This is a genomic window from Undibacterium sp. SXout20W (assembly GCF_049340285.1).
In the GTDB taxonomy this organism is placed as follows: Bacteria; Pseudomonadota; Gammaproteobacteria; order Burkholderiales; family Burkholderiaceae_D; genus Undibacterium.
Genome location: NZ_JBMPPH010000004.1, coordinates 180,578 through 199,663, shown reverse-complemented (window position 1 = coordinate 199,663; position 19,086 = coordinate 180,578). Strand labels below are relative to the sequence as shown.

Sequence of the window (19,086 nt, the reverse complement as noted above, 5' to 3'; positions counted from 1 at the left end):
TGCCCTAGTGTATTAGCCTGCTACCAAATTGTCATGCTGCATTGCCAACCAGCATCAAAACTGCTTGCCAAAAACAACAGTCTAATCACGGCAACTCAGTCCCATCATTTCAGTCACAGCATTTCAGTAACAGTGATTCAAGCCCGCTCTTATTTTGGTTGCATGCGAATAGCGCCATCAAGACGGATTGTTTCACCGTTCATCATGACATTTTCGATGATCGTTTTTGACAAATGCGCGTATTCTTCTGGCTTACCAAGACGTGGCGGGAATGGAACCATTTTACCCAAAGCATCCTGCACTTCTTGCGGCATGCCCAACAGCATCGGTGTTTCAAAAATACCTGGCGCAATTGTCATGACGCGGATACCGCTACGCGACAAGTCACGCGCCATCGGCAAGGTCAAACCAACCACCGCCGCTTTGGAGGATGCATAGGCTACCTGGCCAATTTGGCCATCGTAGGCGGCAACCGAAGCAGTGTTGATAATCACACCGCGCTCACCTTGGTCTGTCGCGTCCATTTTGCCCATCGCGTCTGCTGCAAGGCGGCACATATTGAACGTGCCGATCAGGTTGATATTCACCACGCGCTGGAACACGTCGAGTGGGTGCGGACCGTCTTTACCGACAGTCTTGATGGCAGGTGCAACGCCGGCGCAGTTCACCAGACCGCGCAGAGTGCCCAACGCCAATGCGGCATCAACCACCGCTTTGCCGTCGGTTTCCGAAGTTACATCACATTTTACAAATTTGCCGCCTAATTCGGCCGCCAGTTTCTCACCTGCTTCAACCTGCACGTCTGCCAATACGACTTTACCGCCGTTGGCAACGATCATTTTTGCGGTTGCCGCGCCAAGGCCGGAGGCACCGCCAGTGATAATAAATACGCCATTCTGGATTTGCATGTTCAGTCTCTTTCCGTTGTGTTAATAAATTCAAAGGGCTTTGATCAAATCTCACGCCGCCCTGGGCAAATTAGAGTTTACCTTAGCGTCGCCGTATAAAAATATACGAGTGGCTGAGGTTGCCACATTGACGTTTACGTAAACGTAAATGCCATTTGCATATTATTGCATCTAATTTTTATCGTGGAAATAAAAAAGATGGCACTCAACGAGTTTGCCATCTTTTTTTTACTTCACATACTTCATTTCGTTCATTTAGTTCATTTAGTTCATTTAGTTCACATTGCAAAAAGTCAAATTACATATGGTCAAATTACATATGGTCAAATTACATATAGTCAATTTGGATGACGATAAGCTTTGTCCCTATTTGCTAACAGGCACCGCGAGTAATTCGCTTTTTTCTGACACCATTGCAGTCAAGGATGGACTTTTTTCCACACTTGGTACAGTAACGGTCGTCGTTGATGCAACTTGTGGCGTGCCAAAATGAGCACCTAACAACGTGCTGCCAGTTGCAGGTAATAAAGGAACAAGCAATAACGCGACAATATTGATGATTTTAATTAAGGGATTGACTGCAGGACCAGCCGTATCTTTGTATGGATCACCCACGGTGTCGCCAGTAACGGCGGCTTTATGTGCCTCGGAACCTTTACCACCATAATGCCCATCTTCAATGTACTTTTTGGCATTATCCCAGGCACCGCCGCCAGTAGTCATCGAGATAGCGACAAATAAGCCCGTTACGATGGTTCCCATTAACAAGCCACCCAACGCGGCTGGCCCCAACAACAATCCCACTAAGATAGGCACAATCACAGGTAACAGGGACGGTATTATCATTTCTTTAATCGCGGATGTCGTGAGCATATCAACCGCTTTATCGTATTCTGGCTTACCTGTCCCATCCATAATGCCTTTAATTTCTTTGAACTGGCGTCGCACCTCGACCACGACTGCGCCGGCAGCGCGACCCACAGCTTCCATCGCCATCGCACCAAACAGATAAGGGATTAATCCGCCAATAAACAATCCAACAATCACCTGTGGATTCGATAAATCAAACGACGTCGACTTTCCTACTGAATCAAGCGCATGCGTGTAGTCGGCGAACAACACTAAGGCTGCCAGACCAGCAGATCCAATTGCATAACCTTTTGTGACCGCTTTGGTAGTGTTACCAACCGCGTCCAACGGATCAGTGATAGCACGAACCGACGCAGGCATTTCTGCCATTTCTGCGATCCCGCCTGCATTATCCGTGATCGGGCCATACGCATCTAAAGCGACGATAATGCCTGCCATTGACAGCATGGCTGTCGCCGCAATCGCAATGCCATACAAACCGGCCAAAGAATAGGACACCAGAATAGCAGCACACACGGCAAGCACAGGCCACGCGGTTGATTTCATCGAGACCCCAAGACCAGCGATAATATTCGTGCCGTGCCCTGTTGTGGATGCCTGTGCGACATGCTGTACAGGTTTGAAATCAGTACCTGTATAGTATTCAGTGATGTAGACCATCAGACCAGTCAGCACAATGCCGACGACGGTGGAACCCATCATTTTCATGCGCATCGCATCGTCCGACCAGACTTGCCAGGTAACGACAGCAAAACCTAGCAATGACAAGCCCGCCGCCCACCATAAGCCAGTATATAAAGCGGACATGATTTTCTTACTCGGCTTGGCTTTCACTGCAGAACATCCGACGATCGAGGCAAGAATCGACACTGCACCTAATAGCAACGGATAGACGATCGCTTCTGTCACGGCGTTGGCCACAACGAGCGCACCAAGCAGCATGGTAGCGATCAAAGTCACAACGTAGGTTTCAAACAAGTCAGCGGCCATACCGGCACAATCACCGACGTTATCACCCACATTGTCGGCAATCACGGCGGGATTACGCGGGTCATCTTCAGGAATGCCGGCCTCCACTTTACCGACCAGATCGGCACCCACGTCGGCGCCTTTGGTGAAGATACCGCCACCGAGTCGCGCAAAAATCGAAATCAGCGATGCACCAAAAGCCAAACCTATCAGTGGCTTAAGGACATCATGTTGCGATAGAGTTTGACCAACGCCGGCCGCAGCCGACATGGTTAAGAAAAGGTAAAAAATGGTGACGCCCAAAAGTCCCAGTCCGACCACCAACATACCCGTGATCGCGCCACCCCGAAAGGCGACATCCAATGCTTCGTTCATACCTTTCGTCGCCGCTTGTGCAGTACGAACATTGGCGCGGACGGAAACATTCATACCAATAAACCCGCAGGCACCAGAAAGTACCGCGCCAATCAGAAAACCGCAGGCAGTTGTAAGGCCTAAGCCTGGAATGGCGGCAATGGCAATGAACAAGATAACCCCAACAATCGCAATAGTGCGATATTGACGGGCGAGATAGGCGGCAGCGCCTTGTTGAATCGCAGCGGCAATTTCTTGCATGCGGGGATTGCCAGCATCCTGGCGTAAAATCCAACTACGTGAAACCAATCCATAAAGTACGGCGATGATACCTGATGCGATAACAAACCATAGACTTGCTGTCATGTTGACTCCTCCTGTTGTTATTGTCAAAACGCCTCATGAGCTATTCTGACTTTATGACCACACAATAAAACTAGATAAAACAAGACCATTTCTTACTTACGAACCTGTAAAAATTCTTTACAGAATGCACAAACAAGCACTGCAAACCTTATTCACCATCTGTTTTCGGCAGACTATCAAGAGTGTCAACACAAAAAAAAGCGGACATCTGTCCGCTTTTTTTATTCAGCTAACGCGGCAAATGCGCTGTCGCGTATGGTTTCCACTGGACCGACCCCGGCAATCTTGCGATATTTGGGCGCTCCTGGCTGACCAGATTTCGCCCAATCACCGTAGTAACTGACTAACACCTCAGTTTGTTCGTGATATACGGACAAACGCTTTTTGACTGTTTCTTCTTTATCATCATCACGCTGGATCAATTCTTCACCAGTCACATCGTCTTTACCTTCCGCTTTCGGTGGGTTAAATTTGACGTGATATGTGCGACCAGAACCAGGATGCACGCGGCGACCACTCATACGATCGATAATTGCCTCATCAGGTACATCAATTTCCAACACAAAATCGATATGAACGCCCGCATCCTTCATGGCATCTGCTTGCGGTGTCGTACGAGGAAACCCATCAAATAAATAACCATTAGCGCAATCGTCTTGTTTCAAACGATCTTTGACCAGACCGATAATAATGTCATCGGATACTAAGCCACCCGCATCCATGACCTTTTTTGCTTCCAGTCCCAGAGGCGTACCAGCTTTGACAGCGGCACGCAACATATCGCCAGTCGAGATTTGCGGAATATTAAATTTCTCTTTGATGTAGTTGGCTTGAGTACCTTTGCCGGCACCTGGGGCTCCCAATAAAATAAGACGCATTTTTAATTTCCTAAGACGAGTTTGAATTTATTTTTTGCACGAGCAGTCATGCTCGTGCGGAATTTTTGCTGCTGTTTTCTGTACTTTGCTACTTTTCACCACGTATTTATTTTTTCTTTTGGCGGTGAGTAACAAGTAATAGCACAGTTTCTTTTCACGAAACTTACCACAATTTTCTGCGTTATTGATGCTTTGGCACGAAAACATGGCTAAGTTCTTTAATTTTTTAGATTATTTTTGTAAAAAACTGTCTGACTTTTTCTAAATCTTCCGCTGTATCAACGCCAGGCGCAGGGCTGGCATTGGTGACGTGCACCGCAATAGAATAGCCATGCCACAACACGCGCAATTGCTCCAATGCCTCGATTTGTTCCAAAGGAGAAACGTCAAGCAACGGATATTTTTTTAAAAAATCGTTGCGATATGCATACAAACCGATGTGACGTAATGGCCGATATCCTGCCGGAAGCGTTTCACGCGGTTTTGCTAAACCATCAGCAAAGCCATCTCTATGCCAAGGAATCGTTGCTCTCGAAAAATACAAAGCCCGTGCCTGTTGATCTAATACAACCTTGACCACATTCGGGTTAAACACATCCTTCACGTCGTGGATAGGATGGGCCGCGGTGGCCATAGGGACGGAGGCACTTACTAACGCAGCGGTGGCTGCGATCAGACACGGGTCAATTAACGGCTCATCACCTTGCACATTCACGACGACCGCATCGTCCGCCAGATTCATCCGTGCTGCTACTTCGGCAATGCGATCAGTACCAGATGGGTGATCAGCGCGTGTCAGACAGACAGGAATTCCGTGTGCTTCACAAGCAGCGACAATATCCGCATGATCGGTCGCTACCATAATAGCACTTGCACCTGATGCCAAAGCGCGTTCTGCAGTGCGGACGACCATCGGTTTTCCGGCAATATCAGCCAGAGGTTTGTTCGGTAAACGACTAGAAGCGAGGCGGGCGGGAATAATGGCAACAAAACTCATGCAAGTTTCCTGATTTTTTTTGATTAACGTGCGTCAACTTCTTCAGCGGTCAATGTGCGCGCCTGCTCTGCCCACATAATCGGAATATCGTCACGAATCGGGAAGGCCATTTTATCGCCGTAGCAGATCAATTCTTGCGCTGCCTTGTTGTACACCAAAGGGCCCTTGCAGGAAGGGCAGACCAAAACATCAAGCAGACGAGCGTCCATGCTTTTTCTCCGAAATCATGTGTAGAAGGTCAGTTGCAAAAGAGCTGTCAAGTTGCGCCACAACCGGCACCACCCAAATTCGCGCATCGTTTTGCAATTCTGGAATTTGTCGACATTTTACTGCATCCTTTTCGGTGATCAGAATGCAATCAGCATCTATATTCACAAAAGTCCGCGAATCAAACTGAAAATGGTCGGCTAAAGCCAAAGTATTGAGTTCCAATCCTGCCGCCCGCAGCATATTAAAAAATCTTTGCGGGTTACCAATCCCAGCTGCTGCACACAATTTTTTTGTGCTGAAGTCATTCAAGGACTGGCGGCATGACGGCGCACTCAATTGATAAGCAAAGTGAGGTTCAAGTTGCATACGTACAATTGTGGCAGGGATGCCGGGAACCGAAGCCAATGGAACGGATGCTGATGCGTTGAGCACGGTAAAATCACGTCGACGCTGAACGGGCTCTCGCAACGGACCTGCCGGAAGTACCCAGCCGTTCCCTGCGCCGCGTTCATCAAAAAGCATAATTTCAATGTCACGAGCAAGAAAGTAATGTTGCAAACCATCGTCTGCAATCAACACGTCAATCACTGGCTGACTTGCTAACAAACTCCGGGCAACGGCAACCCGGTCTCGCCCCACCGCAACGGGTACGCCGGTATGTTGGGCTATCAGCAGTGGCTCGTCACCGACGACGACCGCCTGCGAATCAGCATCCACTACCATGATGCTATCGGCATGCGCGCCGTAACCTCGGGAGATAACGCCAGGATGCCATCCAGCTGTTTGCAATTGCTGCACCAGCCAAATCACCAGAGGGGTTTTGCCAGTACCACCGACAAAGATATTGCCTACTACGATGACAGGCACGTCAACTTTCGTTTGCGGTTTGTAGCCGAGGACAAATAAGCCGAAGCGAAATGAAACGATTAACTGAAACACTTTCGACAATGGCCATAAAACGCAAGCCACTACGCCACGTTTTTGCCATGTTCGTAATAACCACGACTGTATCCACGACCTTATCGATGACGTTAAGGCGGTTCCACGACTTGCTTGCATGCACATGTCCACAAAAAACAGGTAAAAAAAATACTCCCTGCCAGTACCATTATCAAAACTTATTTTACCTTGATAAATAAAGGCGGGTAGCACTGAAAAATCAGATACTCCCCCAAAATCACTTTACTTCAGGGAATTGAGGGGCAGTTGAGATTGACATATTTTGCCCCACAAAATTGCGCCTTTTGATTGGATGCAGGCAACGCTATTTCGGGCGCGACGCCTGTGCCGCAAAAGTCACTTTTGCCAGACCGGCGATCCGGGCGGCTTCCAGCACATCGATCACAGACTGGTGCGTGGTTGCGCGATCCGCGTTAATAATGACGATAGGTTCCGGCGCCGCACCGGCCTTACCTTGCTCCAATGCCGCGGCGGCACGTTTCAAGTCGTCAGCCAGGGTCGCTGTATCAAGAAATGACACCGCCTCATCATTAATTTTGTAGCGCCCTTGTGCATCAATGCCGATATTGATCTGACTTGGTTTAACGTCTTGCGCTTTGTCGGCATCCGCTGTAGGCAAGGTGATTTGCAATTCAGTAAAACGGCTATACGTCGTCGTTACCATCAAAAAAATCAGAATCACCAACAACACGTCAATGAATGGAATCAGGTTGATTTCAGGCTCTTCCCTGCCCTTTCCTTTGCGAAAGTTCATGGTTACTTCCTGGCGCTATGCACAACATCAACGAATTTTACCGCCTGTTGTTCCATATCGACCACCAAGCTATCAACCAACGCACGGAAATGGCGATAAGCCACCAGCGACGGCATCGCAATTAACAGCCCAAAACCAGTGTTATACAAGGCTACAGAAATTCCGTGCGCCAATTGGGCTGGGTTAGCGCCAGTCGCCGTTTGAGAACCGAAAATCTCGATCATCCCAACGACTGTACCAAACAAGCCCATCAATGGTGCCAGTGAGGCAATGGTGCCCAGCGTCGTCAAGAAGCGTTCTAATTCGTGTGCAACTGCACCGCCGGCTTCTTCGATGGACTCCTTCATAACATCGCGTGGCGCACTGACATTGCGCAAGCCAGCAGCCAATACCTTACCCAACGGCGAATTACCCGCCAATTGATCGATCACTTCTGGTCTGACTTTTCCGCTCTGGTACACACGAATCACTTCATCCAATAGTGTAGGTGGCAAAATTTTGCTTCTTTGCAGAGAAAGACTGCGTTCGATGATTAACGTTAAGGCAATCACAGAAGCGATCAATAACAAATAAATAGGCCAACCGGCGGCTTGAATGATGGCGAACAAAGGTTACTCCTTGAAGGTTCAGAATTCTAACCCCGCAATGTAGCGTGTTGCGGTCGGTCGGGCAAGTGTACTTTGTAGCATTATCTTTCCACAATGGAAAACTGCACGTTTTACACAAAAACTGTGCGCAAGCTTGTGGATAACTTGCGCAAAGATACTTAAGTTATTGAATTTAAACATTTTTCATGTAACGCTCAAGAATTAAGCAGGTTTATTATCTGAATAAAGCCATGAAAAACTCTGTATTTTTCTGCCCGTTCTGCACACTTTGTGTGGATAAGCTTGTGCACAAGCGACGTAAATAAGTATAAGTAACTGATTTTAAAACAGTTTATATCTATGCAAAATATTTAAGCAAAACGGCTTTTGGGACGAATTTGCAAGTTAAAAAGAAGAAAAATCAGTCGACTTGGATAAGTCGATTTGTTCTTCACAAATTTTGTGGATAACGTTGTGTAGAAGCATCAACAATTGATTTAATTAATTGATTTATATGAATAAATTATGGCCGCCCATTTTTTGAGCAAAAGCAACATATTGGGCTGAAAATAGCATTTAATTAATAAATTTATAATTTTTACGGGTGTGGTGTCAGGGCAAAATTCAAATGCCGCGGTCTTTTGCACAAATAATGTGGACAAGCTTGTGAAAAAGCTGAGGAGATTTGATTAAGTATATGATTTATATGAGTTATTTAATGCAGCTCAAAATTTAAGCATAGGGATTAAAAAGTCCATCCTATGAGGTTGCGGAGGTTTTGATCAATTTTTTGTGGAAATCCGTCTTTTTTTGCACAATATTTGTGGATAACATTGTGCAGAAAGCCATTACAAGTTGCTAAGCTATTGATTTTAAACAACATTCAATGACTGCATATTATTTAATCAATTCTAATTTTTCTGCGACTCCCTGAAGATATCCACTGCTTATGCACTTTTTCTGTGGATAAGTTTGTGCACAACAGGCATGCAAAGTAAGAAAGTCCTTGATTTGTAAGGAAGTTTTCATATTGCTAAAGTTATTTGCAGATAAAAAAACAATGAAAATCAATGACTTATATGATGAATTTGCATTTCTTTTGACTTATGCTGCTGACGATGACATTCTGATGACCATTTCACGCTTCTGTGGACAGCTTTTTGGCTTTTTTACCCGATGAATACTGACTTTCGTTCACCAACCTCAATATCCACGCCCTCTGTCATGACAGTCTCGGCGCTCAATAGCGCCGTGGCTCAATTATTGGAGAGAAATATACCGCTGACCTGGATTTCCGGAGAAATATCCAATTTCACCCGCGCCGCGTCTGGACATTGGTATTTCACGCTCAAAGACAGTGCCGCCCAAGTCCGCGCCGTCATGTTCCGGGGCCGCGCGCAATATGCCGACTTTCAACCAAGAGAAGGCGATAAAGTCGAAGTTCGGGCACTCGTCACCCTGTACGCACCGCGGGGCGACTATCAACTCAGCGTCGAAGCGATACGGCGGGCGGGTGTGGGGAATTTATACGAAGCTTTTTTACGTTTAAAAGCGCAACTCACACACGAGGGTTTGTTCGATCAGGAACGCAAGCGCCGCTTACCGACATTTCCCAGAACAATCGGTATCGTCACCAGTCCGCAAGCCGCGGCATTGCGCGATATTTTGACGACATTGCGCCGCCGTGCACCGCATGTCGCCGTCATTTTGTACCCCACCCCCGTGCAAGGCGACGGTGCCGGCGCTAAGATTGCCCAAGCCATTGCAACTGCAGAAGCGCGCGCAGAATGTGACGTGCTATTGGTTTGTCGCGGTGGCGGCAGCATCGAAGATCTATGGGCATTCAATGAAGAAATCGTAGCCCGCACGATTGCCCACAGTCCAATTCCTGTGATTGCCGGGATAGGCCACGAGACCGACTTTACCATCGCAGATTTTGCGGCAGATTTGCGTGCAGCAACACCCACTGCAGCGGCAGAGCTGGCTGTTACGCCGCAACAAGATTGGCTGGCTCAACTTCAACGCCAGCAAGACAAATTGCAACGCAGTATGCACAGGCAACTGGCAAATCATAATCAAACCATTGATTGGATATCGCGTCGTTTACTGAGCCCTAAAGCGGCTATCACGGCAAAACGCGTGCACTTGCAACAAAGTGCCAAAAATTTACGACAGGCCAGCGAGCTCCCCTTGCAGCGTGCCCGCCACCAGTTACAACAGCTACAGCAACGCTTACATACACTACGCCCAGACACAACAACACCACGACTGCGGCTCAATGATTGGCAGCGACGTCTGAATCAGAGTCAACAACAAGGCTTGCAGCAGCAGCGCCAGCGTCTGGATGCGCTGCAAACACAGCTCGAGCTTCTGAATCCTCAACGCACCCTGGAGCGCGGTTACGCTATTGTGAGTGACAAGCATGGCCGGGCATTGCGCTCGACGTCCGAATTACAAGCCAATGCATTACTAAAGGTGAGACTTGCGCAAGGCAGCGCCGACATTGGCATCGCCAGCGTTCAGCAGACGCTGACTTAGACGCTGACTTAGACGCTGACTTAGACGCTGACTTAGACGCCGACTCAGACTCCGACCTGGAATCAGAAGACTCCGACCTGGAATCAGATACCGAATCTGATCAATTTGGCGCTGACCGACTCGACTCTCACAACATGGCCCCCGGGATTTTTTGAAATTCTTGAGACAGAGCTGCAAGCTTTTGCGCAAACGCTTACAATGTCCCTTTTGCAGCACCGAATTACCGTAAATTTTTTGCCGTTACAGCAACGGTCACCTCTGAAGACAACTAAAGGACGCACTATGGAACATACCCTACCGGCATTGCCCTATGCATTGGACGCTTTGGCGCCACATATTTCTCAAGAGACACTGGAATACCACTACGGTAAGCATCACCAGACTTACGTCACCAATCTGAACAACCTGATCAAAGGTACAGAATTTGAAAATGCATCGTTAGAAGACATCGTTAAAAAATCTTCTGCTGGCATTTTCAATAACGCCGCTCAGATCTGGAACCACACTTTTTACTGGAATAGCCTGAAACCAAACGGTGGCGGTGCGCCAACGGGGGCTTTGGCTGCCGCAATTGATGCAAAATGGGGTTCCTTCGACGCCTTCAAAGAAGCGTTCACAAAATCTGCAATCGGCAACTTCGGTTCTTCCTGGACATGGTTGGTCAAAAAAGCAGACGGTTCACTCGACATCGTCAATACATCGAACGCAGCGACACCACTGACAACAGCAGACACTGCATTGATCACTTGCGATCTGTGGGAACATGCTTACTACATCGACTACCGCAATGCCCGTCCAAAATACCTGGAAAATTTCTGGGCATTGATTAACTGGGATTTCGCGGCAGCAAACCTGGCGTAATTCTGCGCAATGCCGGCATCAGCGCCGGAATGCATGAAAAAAAACCTGCGTATGCCTCTGCATCGCAGGTTTTTTTTCATCTATCGTACTGTGGTTTTATGCGAACATGAACAAAGACGTCGATTGAACGTTCATTTTCAAAAAAATATTAGTGAGACTTTTTTTAGTATGCCAACCTCAAGTTCTTTGCTCCACCGATCATTACCAGCGGTCTTCATCTTCATTTGGGCTTCAGGATATGTTGTCGCCAAATACGGCCTGCCCTACGCTGAACCACTCACTTTTCTGACGATGCGCTATGTGGGCGTGGTTGCACTGATGCTGACCCTGGCATTGGTCATGCGAGCACCATGGCCAGCGCGTAAAGATTGGTTGCCGATTGCGATTGCTGGCGTGCTGATGCAAGCCGTGTATTTGGGTGGGATCTGGTGCGCCGTCAAACTTGGTATGCCCGCAGGCGTGGCGGCGCTGATCGCCAATACACAGCCAATCCTGACTGCAATTATGGGACCTCTGATCGGGGAACGTATCCGCGGCAAACAGTGGATGGGGCTGGCATTGGGTATCGCCGGTGTGGGTCTGGTGGTTGCTAACAAAATATCGGTGGTGCATTTGTCGTTGACTAGCGTGTCACTGGCGACTATGGCATTGTTGGGAATGACCACTGGCACGATTTATCAGAAAAAAACCTGCCCGTCGTTTGATGTGCGTACCGGGCAAGTGATTCAATTCGGTGCATCGTTATTAGTCACGATGCCATTTGCATTAATGTTAGAAACGCAAACTATTTTGTGGACTCCACACTTTTTTATTGCAATGGCATGGTCCATTTTTATCTTGTCCGGCGTCGGCATTTCCGTTTTGTATATGCTGATACGACATGGCGAAGCAACGAAAGTCACCAGCTATATGTATCTGGTTCCGGCTGTCACTGCGGTGATGGCATGGACAATGTTTGGCGAGCAATTGACCTCAATGACCGTGGTAGGGATGGCAATCGCATTGGCCGGGGTCGCCTTGGTGGTAAGACCATCGAGATCATAATTTTCTCGGGATTTTTTACATTCTTTTGGCAATATTTTGGGAAATTTTTTTAATGTTCGGACGAGACATGAGTGCCAGCACTACGTCTCGTCCAAACTTGACTCGTTAATCACCACGTGAACGACGAACTCTGACAGCCAGCAACAACATCGCAACGCCCGCAATAACACCTAGCCATAAATCTGCCGTAGCAAAAATTTTCCAGGAAGCCAAGTCTACTTTGAGTGCGACATGTTGCATTGCCTCTGGGAATGACAGTGTTTGACTATACTCTTCAAGATAATAATGGTAGCTCCACGAATCCGGGACGATGCTAACAATCCCGCGAAACAAGACAGCGTAAGCAAAGTTCTTAACAAAGGCGGCGCCAACGATATCATTGATAAATGCGGTAATCGCGAAAAGCCCAATCGGTATGAGGATCGCCCACATACCAGCGCGGCTTTTTACTAACGACGATACAAATATCATCCAGCTGATTGCTGGCAATGCCCACGTAATATAGACAGGGAATGATTTCAGTGTCAGGCCTATTTGCATCCAAACATTGTCTACGCTAAAAACCACAGAGAACAAACTTATTCCATGCATCGCATAGGCGACGCACAGCACAAACATTGCAGTGAGCGTTGTAATCGTCATTGTGACCAGCGACATGACTGGAAACAAAATCAGTGCAACAAGTACTTTGGACAAGACAGTCAATTCATCCGAAATCGGTAAGGATTTCCAGAATAAAATACTACGATCCTTTCTTTCATCAATGAATGCTGCTGTTGCGTAGGAGTACATCGTAAGGACCAACAGAATAGAAAATAAAATCAAGCCTGATGTGAAATAGTGACTCACCTGGGTTGCAAACTCGTTTATTTGCAAGTCATGTGGCCCATCCGTTTTTTTTAAGGATTCACTCAACCAAAATATTCCCGGAACCGTAAAGAATAAAATTGCAGCGGCCAATACCAAATTAGACCATATCAACAACACTTTATTTTCCCAAATTTCGCGCTTCAGGAGCCACTTTAACGTCGTGATATTTTTCATTATTTTGTTCCCTTCATGGTAGCGACAAACAAGTCTGCGACACTAGGTCGACGCAGATCGCCCAACGGCTGCAATAAGTCGGCATTGACGCCATCAAATAGCATCACGTTTTTGCCAAACATCACCTTTTGATCGATGGGATGTAAGGCTAACGCTTGCTCGACATGCATCGGGCTCACCGCGACTTCAATGAAGCGCTGCTCTACCTCTTCCATACTCGCGGTTAAGCTGATTTTGCCGTCCTGGATAAACAGCAGATCAGTCAAAATATGCTCAACTTCTTCAACCTGATGCGTGGTGATGATGATGGTTTTATCTTGATCAAAATAGTCTTCCAACAGGTCCTGATAGAACTGTTTTCGATACAAAATATCTAGTCCCAATGTGGGTTCATCGAGCACTAACAATTTGGCATCTATCGCCATCACCAACGCCAGGTGTAATTGCACCACCATCCCTTTGGACATCGACTTCACTTTCATGTCGGGCGTTAGTTTGGTTTTACTCAGATAGCGCAGTGCTTTTTCGCGATTAAATTTTGGATGTACACCCTCGACAAAATCGACGGCATCTTTCACTTTGAGCCAGGAGGGCAGGATCGCCACATCAGCGATAAAACATATTTCTTCCATTAAGGCGTCACGTTGCGTATAAGGATTAAAACCCAGCACGCTAAGTTCACCTTCATACGACGTCAGTCCTAAAATCGCTTTTAAAGTCGTGGTTTTGCCGGAGCCGTTTGGACCGATTAAGCCGACGATACGTCCTACCGGGATATCAAAACTAATCCCGTCTACCGCAAGTTGTTTGCCATAGGTTTTACGTAGTTGTTTTGCTGAAACTACCGCGTTCATTATTATTCTCCTTGTCGGTTTGTGGATGCATTTTCTGAAGTATTTTCTGATGTATTTTCTGATGTATTTTCTGATGTATTTTCTGATACATTAGTGCATGAAGTAAGCGCAGGCATCAGATCGCTCATCGTTAAACCCAGCCGACGGATACGTTCGCACGTCGCTGGCCATTCTTCTTTCATAAATTGATCTTGCTCAGAAGCGAGTAATTTTGCATAAGCATTGTCAGTCACAAACATGCCTAGCCCGCGACGCTTTTCAACCAATTCTTGATCCAGCAATTCTTGATATGCCTTGGACACCGTGATCGGGTTAATTTGATAGTCGCTTGCCACTTGGCGCACCGAGGGCAAAGCGTCACCAGCCTTTAAAATCCCATCGAGAATCATCGACAGAACTTTTTGCTTCAATTGCCGGTAAATCGGCGATTGGTCGTTCCAGTCTACGGACATACCTTTTCTCCTTCTTGCAAAAAATCACCGTGATTAATTAACACGATTAATTAACACGAATAATTAACACGAATAATTAACACGATTAATCAACATGATTAATCACCGTAATTAATCACCGTAATTAGTTACCATTATTAATCACAAATGTAGTGATATACATAACCAGCACACCACATCACTATACATAATAAAAAAATAATTTCAACTTTTTTATTGCGATAGAAAAGAAATCGGCATGCCTACGATATTTTCATTAATTATTCTCATTAATAAATGAAAATATTTTTCCACTTTTCATTTCACGCAGAGGAACTTAAAATCAATAACTTCGGTCAATACAGCGTACTTTCAGGCTATTGATTTGAAATCCAGTTGAAAATAAGTTTCCACAGAGACAATTCTTAAGAGTTTCAATGTAAGAATGATGAAATTAGCAGCAGATTTGTTCGTTTTCAAATGCCTGTGTCATTAAAAATGGACTTCATCTACGACGATGAACCAACAAAATGGTCGGCGAATTTGTGCAGGTCCATGAAAATAAGTATTCATAAAAATAACTCCAGGAGCTCTCCCATGTCCCCCAAAATGATCACTCTGAGTATTGCACTGGCTTGCGCCGGCACGATGGTCAGCCTGACACAACAGACTGCAGCTGCGGCAGTATCCGCACCAACAAATACTGCCAACAGCGTGATGAAGATTGCACCTGCCGAGCTGACGTTAGAGCAGTTGTTCCGCGCTAAATCGTACACAGGTCAGCAGGCAAAACTTTTGCACTTCAGTCACGATGGACGCTATCTTGCTTACGCCTGGAATCCTTTCGGCGAATTAGGTTCGGACTTGTATGTCTACGATACGCAAACTGGCAACACCAAACGCATTACATCACCAGCAGTGATGAAGGCCTATGATGCGCCTGAGGTGTGGGATCGCTTTGACAAAAAAGCCAAGCAAAAAGACAAAGAAGAAGCTGAACGTCAGGCTAAAGCAGAAGCCCAGGCGGCGTATTTGCGCGGCGATAATGTCAATCTGAAACAATGGGAAGACGCAGATCTGGCACAAATAAAGCTGGAACTTGCAGAAAAGAAAACCAAAGAAGCGGCTAAAAAAGCAGAGGCAGACGCTGAAGCCGCCAAAGAGAAAGCAGCAGCAGCGGCAGCGGCGGTTTCAGCCAACACTGCCAGCGTCGCAGATGCAAGTACAAAGAAAGACGATAAAAAAGAAGACGGCAAGGATGCAAAAGATGCAAAAGATGTAAAAGCCGATGCCGAAAAAGAAGTCTGGGAATTGCGCGATGCGCTGAAAAAGAAAGCAGAAAAAGAAAAACTAAAGCCTGGCGACCTCTATCCAGGCATCGAAAATTTAGTCTGGGCTAACAAAAAGAATGAACTCATTTTTGAATACCGCGGTGACTTATTCCGTCTGATCGCAGACAGCGGTAAGCTCGAACGCCTGACGCAAACCGATAAAGCGGAACGTATCGTCGCCTACAACGCCGACGATAAAGGCTACATCTATATGGATGAAAAATGCCTGTACAGTGCTAATTTTGACAATAGCGGCATCCGTCAGTTAAATCGTGAATTAATTCATCCGGATGATGCTGACAAGAAATATAAAATCACCCATACCGTTTTGAGTGAAAACAAACAGTGGATGGCGATTTCAGCCGAAGCACCAGACATTAACCCAGAGACGGGCAAAGTGAATCCCCCCTCTGAACGCAAAGTCGAAATCATGGATTACAACACCCGCTTCGCGACAGCTAAAAAAGTGGATCGAGAAGTAGCGGATGACAAGCGCAAAGTCTTGCCAACTGCACTGTACATTCGCCGTGTGAGTGATAGCAGTACACGCCAGCCAGAACCCGTATTTACAAATGAAGGCGGCGACATCTGGTTTGAAATGAGTGATATCAGATGGGCTAAAGATGGCAGTCGCTATACTTTCGCAACATGGGAACGTGAGAAGAACTTATTGCGCATTTACGTGGGCAAGGCAGATGAAAGTAGCAAACCAAGTATCGTGCTAGAACGTCGCAACAATGTCGGCCATGAAGTCGTCGATGTGATCGCACCGCAATTTACCCCTGACAGCAAACAACTGATTGCGATTCTGGATGAACAAGGCTACCGTCAACCGTATGCGATCAACACGGACACTGGGGCAGCAACACCGATAATGAAAGGTGATTTTGAAGCCCATCATATCGTCGGTTTTAGTCCTGACAGTAAGTCTATGTTTTTGCTGGCAAACAAAGACGATTTTGCCGCCATGAATGCCTATAAAGTAGATTTGGCGAGTGGTGCAATGAGTGCGCTTGGAACAGCCGGCGATTTTCATCGTGCCAGTGCTGTGGCAGAGACAGGTAATACATTAGCGAGCGTCGCTGGCCAATGGTCTAATCGCCCCGAACTGAAGTTGATTGATACGAAAACCGCCAAAGTAAAAACACTGACGCAAAGTAACAATCCGTTATGGGGTGCAGTCGATATCATGCACCCTACCCGTTTCAGCTATCCAAACCGACATGGCGATACGATTCAGGCTTATGTTTTTAAGCCTGCGGGCTGGAAAGAAACTGACCAACGTCCTGCCATTGTTTATACCTATGGTGGCCCACTGGGAACGCGCCATATCATCGAAACAGATAGTTTCCAACCAACTGCCTACCTGTTTGGCATGTACATGGCAGCGAAACATGGCTACGTTACGGTGGCAGTTGATCCGCGTGGTCATTCTGATTACGGTCGAAAATTCAGCGATGCGAACTGGGAACAGCCAGGCAAGCCGCAAACGGAAGATCTCGAAGATCTCGCCAAATACATGCAGCAGCACTTTGGTGTTGACGGCAAACGTATCGGTTTGACTGGCTGGAGCTTTGGTGGTTTCCAGACACAGTATGCGATGTACACCAGCCCTGATACTTTTGCAGCCGGGATCGCTGGTGGTGGTCCAACTGAATGGGAAAACTACAATAGCTGGTACACCGGTCGTACCCTGGGTAAAACGGAGAGAAGTAAGCTCAGCCTTCGCCGCTTCTCGCTGCTGCCATTAACGTCAGGCTTGAAAAAACCTTTGATGTTGGTACACGGCATGCAAGATCCGAACGTCTTGTATCAGGATACTGTGAATGTCTACCGCGCATTGCTTGAAAACGGCAAAGAACAGTTGGTCGATCTTTTCCTTGATCCCGATGGCGAACATGCAATGGGTGGGGCAATCAAAGCCAAGGCGTGGCATAAAAAGTATGAAAACTTTTTTATTCAACATTTGGGCGTAGGCAATCCAACAACAAAATAATATTCTTTTGTTAATGTCAAATCAATGATGTTTCATTATGTAAAACAGCGCTACGGCGCTGTTTTTTTTTTTACAAAACCATAAAAATACAAATTATCCAGGCCAATTTACCTCTGCATATCATCCGTTTGCTCTATTGAAGCGTTAATTGCAGGTGCTCTAAAACCGCTGTTACACCTACTAACAAATAAGACGTTGCTTTATGGAATTTTCATACTACTCTGTACAAGCGCAAGACAATAATTTACAATTTTTAACAATATCAGAAGTCGACATTGTTTTACCGGAGTTGAATCATGGATCGCTTAGCTATTTATAAACGTATTGCAGAACAAGCCAGCCAAGGCGATTTGGTATTTCCGACCCATGTTGAAGAAACGCTGAAGTTAAAACGCATCCTCGATAACCCGGATTGCCACTTAGAAACCGCAGCAAAATACATTATTGCTGATCCGGTACTTTCGGCACGTACTGTCGCCCTGGCGAACTCCGCGTCATTTAATCGCTCTGGAATGGAAGTAAACAATGTTCCAATGGCAATTAGTCGTATTGGTTTTCGAACAATAAGAACATTAGTCAGCGCCACTGTCGTTCGTCAGCTAAACACGCAAGTGAGAGACCCACTGCTGAAAGAAAAGGCGAGAGAATTATGGGAACATTCAGCGCATGTAGCGGCACTCGGACAAGTAATCGCCAAATACATCACGAAGGTCGATCCTGACACAGCAATGTTTTCTGGCATTGTGCATGAGGTGGGCGGTTTCTATTTAATATCCCGTGCTGAGGAATTCCCTGGACTTTTGGATGGCGAACCTGAGATATGGTCGGAATATGGCGAGCGCTTAATTGGCCGCGGCGTCATGAAGTATTTAGGTATTCCTGCACATGTCATGAATGCGGTAGAACAGCTATGGCAAGGCGTTTCTGCTTCACCGCCAAAGTCCTTAGGCGACACACTGATTTTGGCAAATGAAATGTCGCCATTTGTGTCACCGTTACATGAAGAGATGGGACTAAACACAAAACAGTTTGCTGCCAATTTCGATTTCGATGTTAATGAAACGACATTGCGAGAAATTTTAAATGACAACCACGAAGAAGTAGACTCCTTATCCGCTGCGCTTTTGGTGTAAA

General features: G+C 46.6%; 15 protein-coding genes and 1 pseudogene. 5 read left to right on the top strand and 11 right to left on the bottom strand.

Annotated elements, in window-relative coordinates; translation table 11 throughout:
* Window positions 1-149: 149 nt before the first annotated feature.
* The 8 genes from ACO0K1_RS04350 to ACO0K1_RS04315 form a co-directional block, all read right to left on the bottom strand.
* On the bottom strand, window positions 150-908 hold the full coding sequence (locus ACO0K1_RS04350; RefSeq protein WP_423023065.1) for a 3-hydroxyacyl-CoA dehydrogenase: 759 nt from the start codon (window positions 906-908) through the stop codon (window positions 150-152).
* A 366-nt stretch (window positions 909-1,274) separates the two neighbouring features.
* Window positions 1,275-3,467 carry a sodium-translocating pyrophosphatase gene (locus ACO0K1_RS04345; protein ID WP_423023063.1) on the bottom strand — a complete coding sequence of 731 codons (2,193 nt, stop codon included), beginning with the start codon at window positions 3,465-3,467 and terminating at the stop codon, window positions 1,275-1,277.
* A 221-nt stretch (window positions 3,468-3,688) separates the two neighbouring features.
* Window positions 3,689-4,345 (bottom strand): adenylate kinase, encoded by a 657-nt coding sequence (gene adk, locus ACO0K1_RS04340; RefSeq protein WP_423023061.1) that lies wholly within the window; start codon window positions 4,343-4,345, stop codon window positions 3,689-3,691.
* A 226-nt stretch (window positions 4,346-4,571) separates the two neighbouring features.
* Entirely contained in the window at window positions 4,572-5,342 is a 771-nt protein-coding gene (kdsB, locus tag ACO0K1_RS04335; protein WP_423023059.1) for a 3-deoxy-manno-octulosonate cytidylyltransferase, read from the bottom strand.
* A 23-nt stretch (window positions 5,343-5,365) separates the two neighbouring features.
* A complete protein-coding gene (locus tag ACO0K1_RS04330; protein ID WP_423023057.1) occupies window positions 5,366-5,551 on the bottom strand; it encodes a Trm112 family protein in 186 nt (61 codons plus the stop codon).
* Window positions 5,532-6,611, bottom strand: a complete 1,080-nt coding sequence (gene lpxK, locus ACO0K1_RS04325) for a tetraacyldisaccharide 4'-kinase (RefSeq protein ID WP_423023055.1) — start codon at window positions 6,609-6,611, stop codon at window positions 5,532-5,534. Before lpxK ends, ACO0K1_RS04330 begins: the two co-directional genes overlap by 20 nt.
* A gap of 205 nt (window positions 6,612-6,816) precedes the next feature.
* The gene (locus ACO0K1_RS04320) at window positions 6,817-7,266 is read right to left on the bottom strand and encodes an ExbD/TolR family protein (protein ID WP_423023053.1); all 450 of its coding nucleotides are present in this window, start codon (window positions 7,264-7,266) and stop codon (window positions 6,817-6,819) included.
* A 2-nt stretch (window positions 7,267-7,268) separates the two neighbouring features.
* Window positions 7,269-7,874, bottom strand: a complete 606-nt coding sequence (locus ACO0K1_RS04315; protein ID WP_423023051.1) for a MotA/TolQ/ExbB proton channel family protein — start codon at window positions 7,872-7,874, stop codon at window positions 7,269-7,271.
* 1,155 nt (window positions 7,875-9,029) lie between these two features.
* Between ACO0K1_RS04315 and xseA the strand changes: the two genes are divergently transcribed.
* The 3 genes from xseA (at window position 9,030) to ACO0K1_RS04300 (ending at window position 12,296) form a co-directional block, all read left to right on the top strand.
* A complete protein-coding gene (gene xseA / locus ACO0K1_RS04310) occupies window positions 9,030-10,391 on the top strand; it encodes an exodeoxyribonuclease VII large subunit (RefSeq protein ID WP_423023049.1) in 1,362 nt (453 codons plus the stop codon).
* Window positions 10,392-10,673: 282 nt separating this feature from the next.
* A complete protein-coding gene (sodB, locus tag ACO0K1_RS04305; RefSeq protein ID WP_423023047.1) occupies window positions 10,674-11,252 on the top strand; it encodes a superoxide dismutase [Fe] in 579 nt (192 codons plus the stop codon).
* A gap of 168 nt (window positions 11,253-11,420) precedes the next feature.
* Window positions 11,421-12,296: a DMT family transporter gene (locus ACO0K1_RS04300; protein WP_423023045.1), complete on the top strand. Its 876-nt coding sequence runs from the start codon at window positions 11,421-11,423 to the stop codon at window positions 12,294-12,296.
* A gap of 105 nt (window positions 12,297-12,401) precedes the next feature.
* Here the strand turns inward: ACO0K1_RS04300 and ACO0K1_RS04295 are convergent, their stop codons facing one another.
* From ACO0K1_RS04295 to ACO0K1_RS04285, 3 genes and pseudogenes are all read right to left on the bottom strand, one after another.
* Window positions 12,402-13,340 carry an ABC transporter permease subunit gene (locus tag ACO0K1_RS04295; RefSeq protein WP_423023043.1) on the bottom strand — a complete coding sequence of 313 codons (939 nt, stop codon included), beginning with the start codon at window positions 13,338-13,340 and terminating at the stop codon, window positions 12,402-12,404.
* The gene (locus ACO0K1_RS04290; RefSeq protein WP_423023041.1) at window positions 13,340-14,194 is read right to left on the bottom strand and encodes an ABC transporter ATP-binding protein; all 855 of its coding nucleotides are present in this window, start codon (window positions 14,192-14,194) and stop codon (window positions 13,340-13,342) included. The genes ACO0K1_RS04295 and ACO0K1_RS04290 overlap by 1 nt, the downstream gene beginning before the upstream one ends.
* Window positions 14,195-14,304: 110 nt before the next feature.
* Window positions 14,305-14,646 (bottom strand): annotated as a pseudogene (locus ACO0K1_RS04285) (GntR family transcriptional regulator); the annotation flags it as partial.
* Window positions 14,647-15,222: 576 nt separating this feature from the next.
* Here ACO0K1_RS04285 and ACO0K1_RS04280 point away from each other — a divergent pair.
* On the top strand, window positions 15,223-17,952 hold the full coding sequence (locus tag ACO0K1_RS04280) for a prolyl oligopeptidase family serine peptidase (RefSeq protein ID WP_423023039.1): 2,730 nt from the start codon (window positions 15,223-15,225) through the stop codon (window positions 17,950-17,952).
* A 296-nt stretch (window positions 17,953-18,248) separates the two neighbouring features.
* Window positions 18,249-19,085 carry an HDOD domain-containing protein gene (locus ACO0K1_RS04275; RefSeq protein WP_423023037.1) on the top strand — a complete coding sequence of 279 codons (837 nt, stop codon included), beginning with the start codon at window positions 18,249-18,251 and terminating at the stop codon, window positions 19,083-19,085.
* Window position 19,086 lies beyond the last annotated feature (1 nt).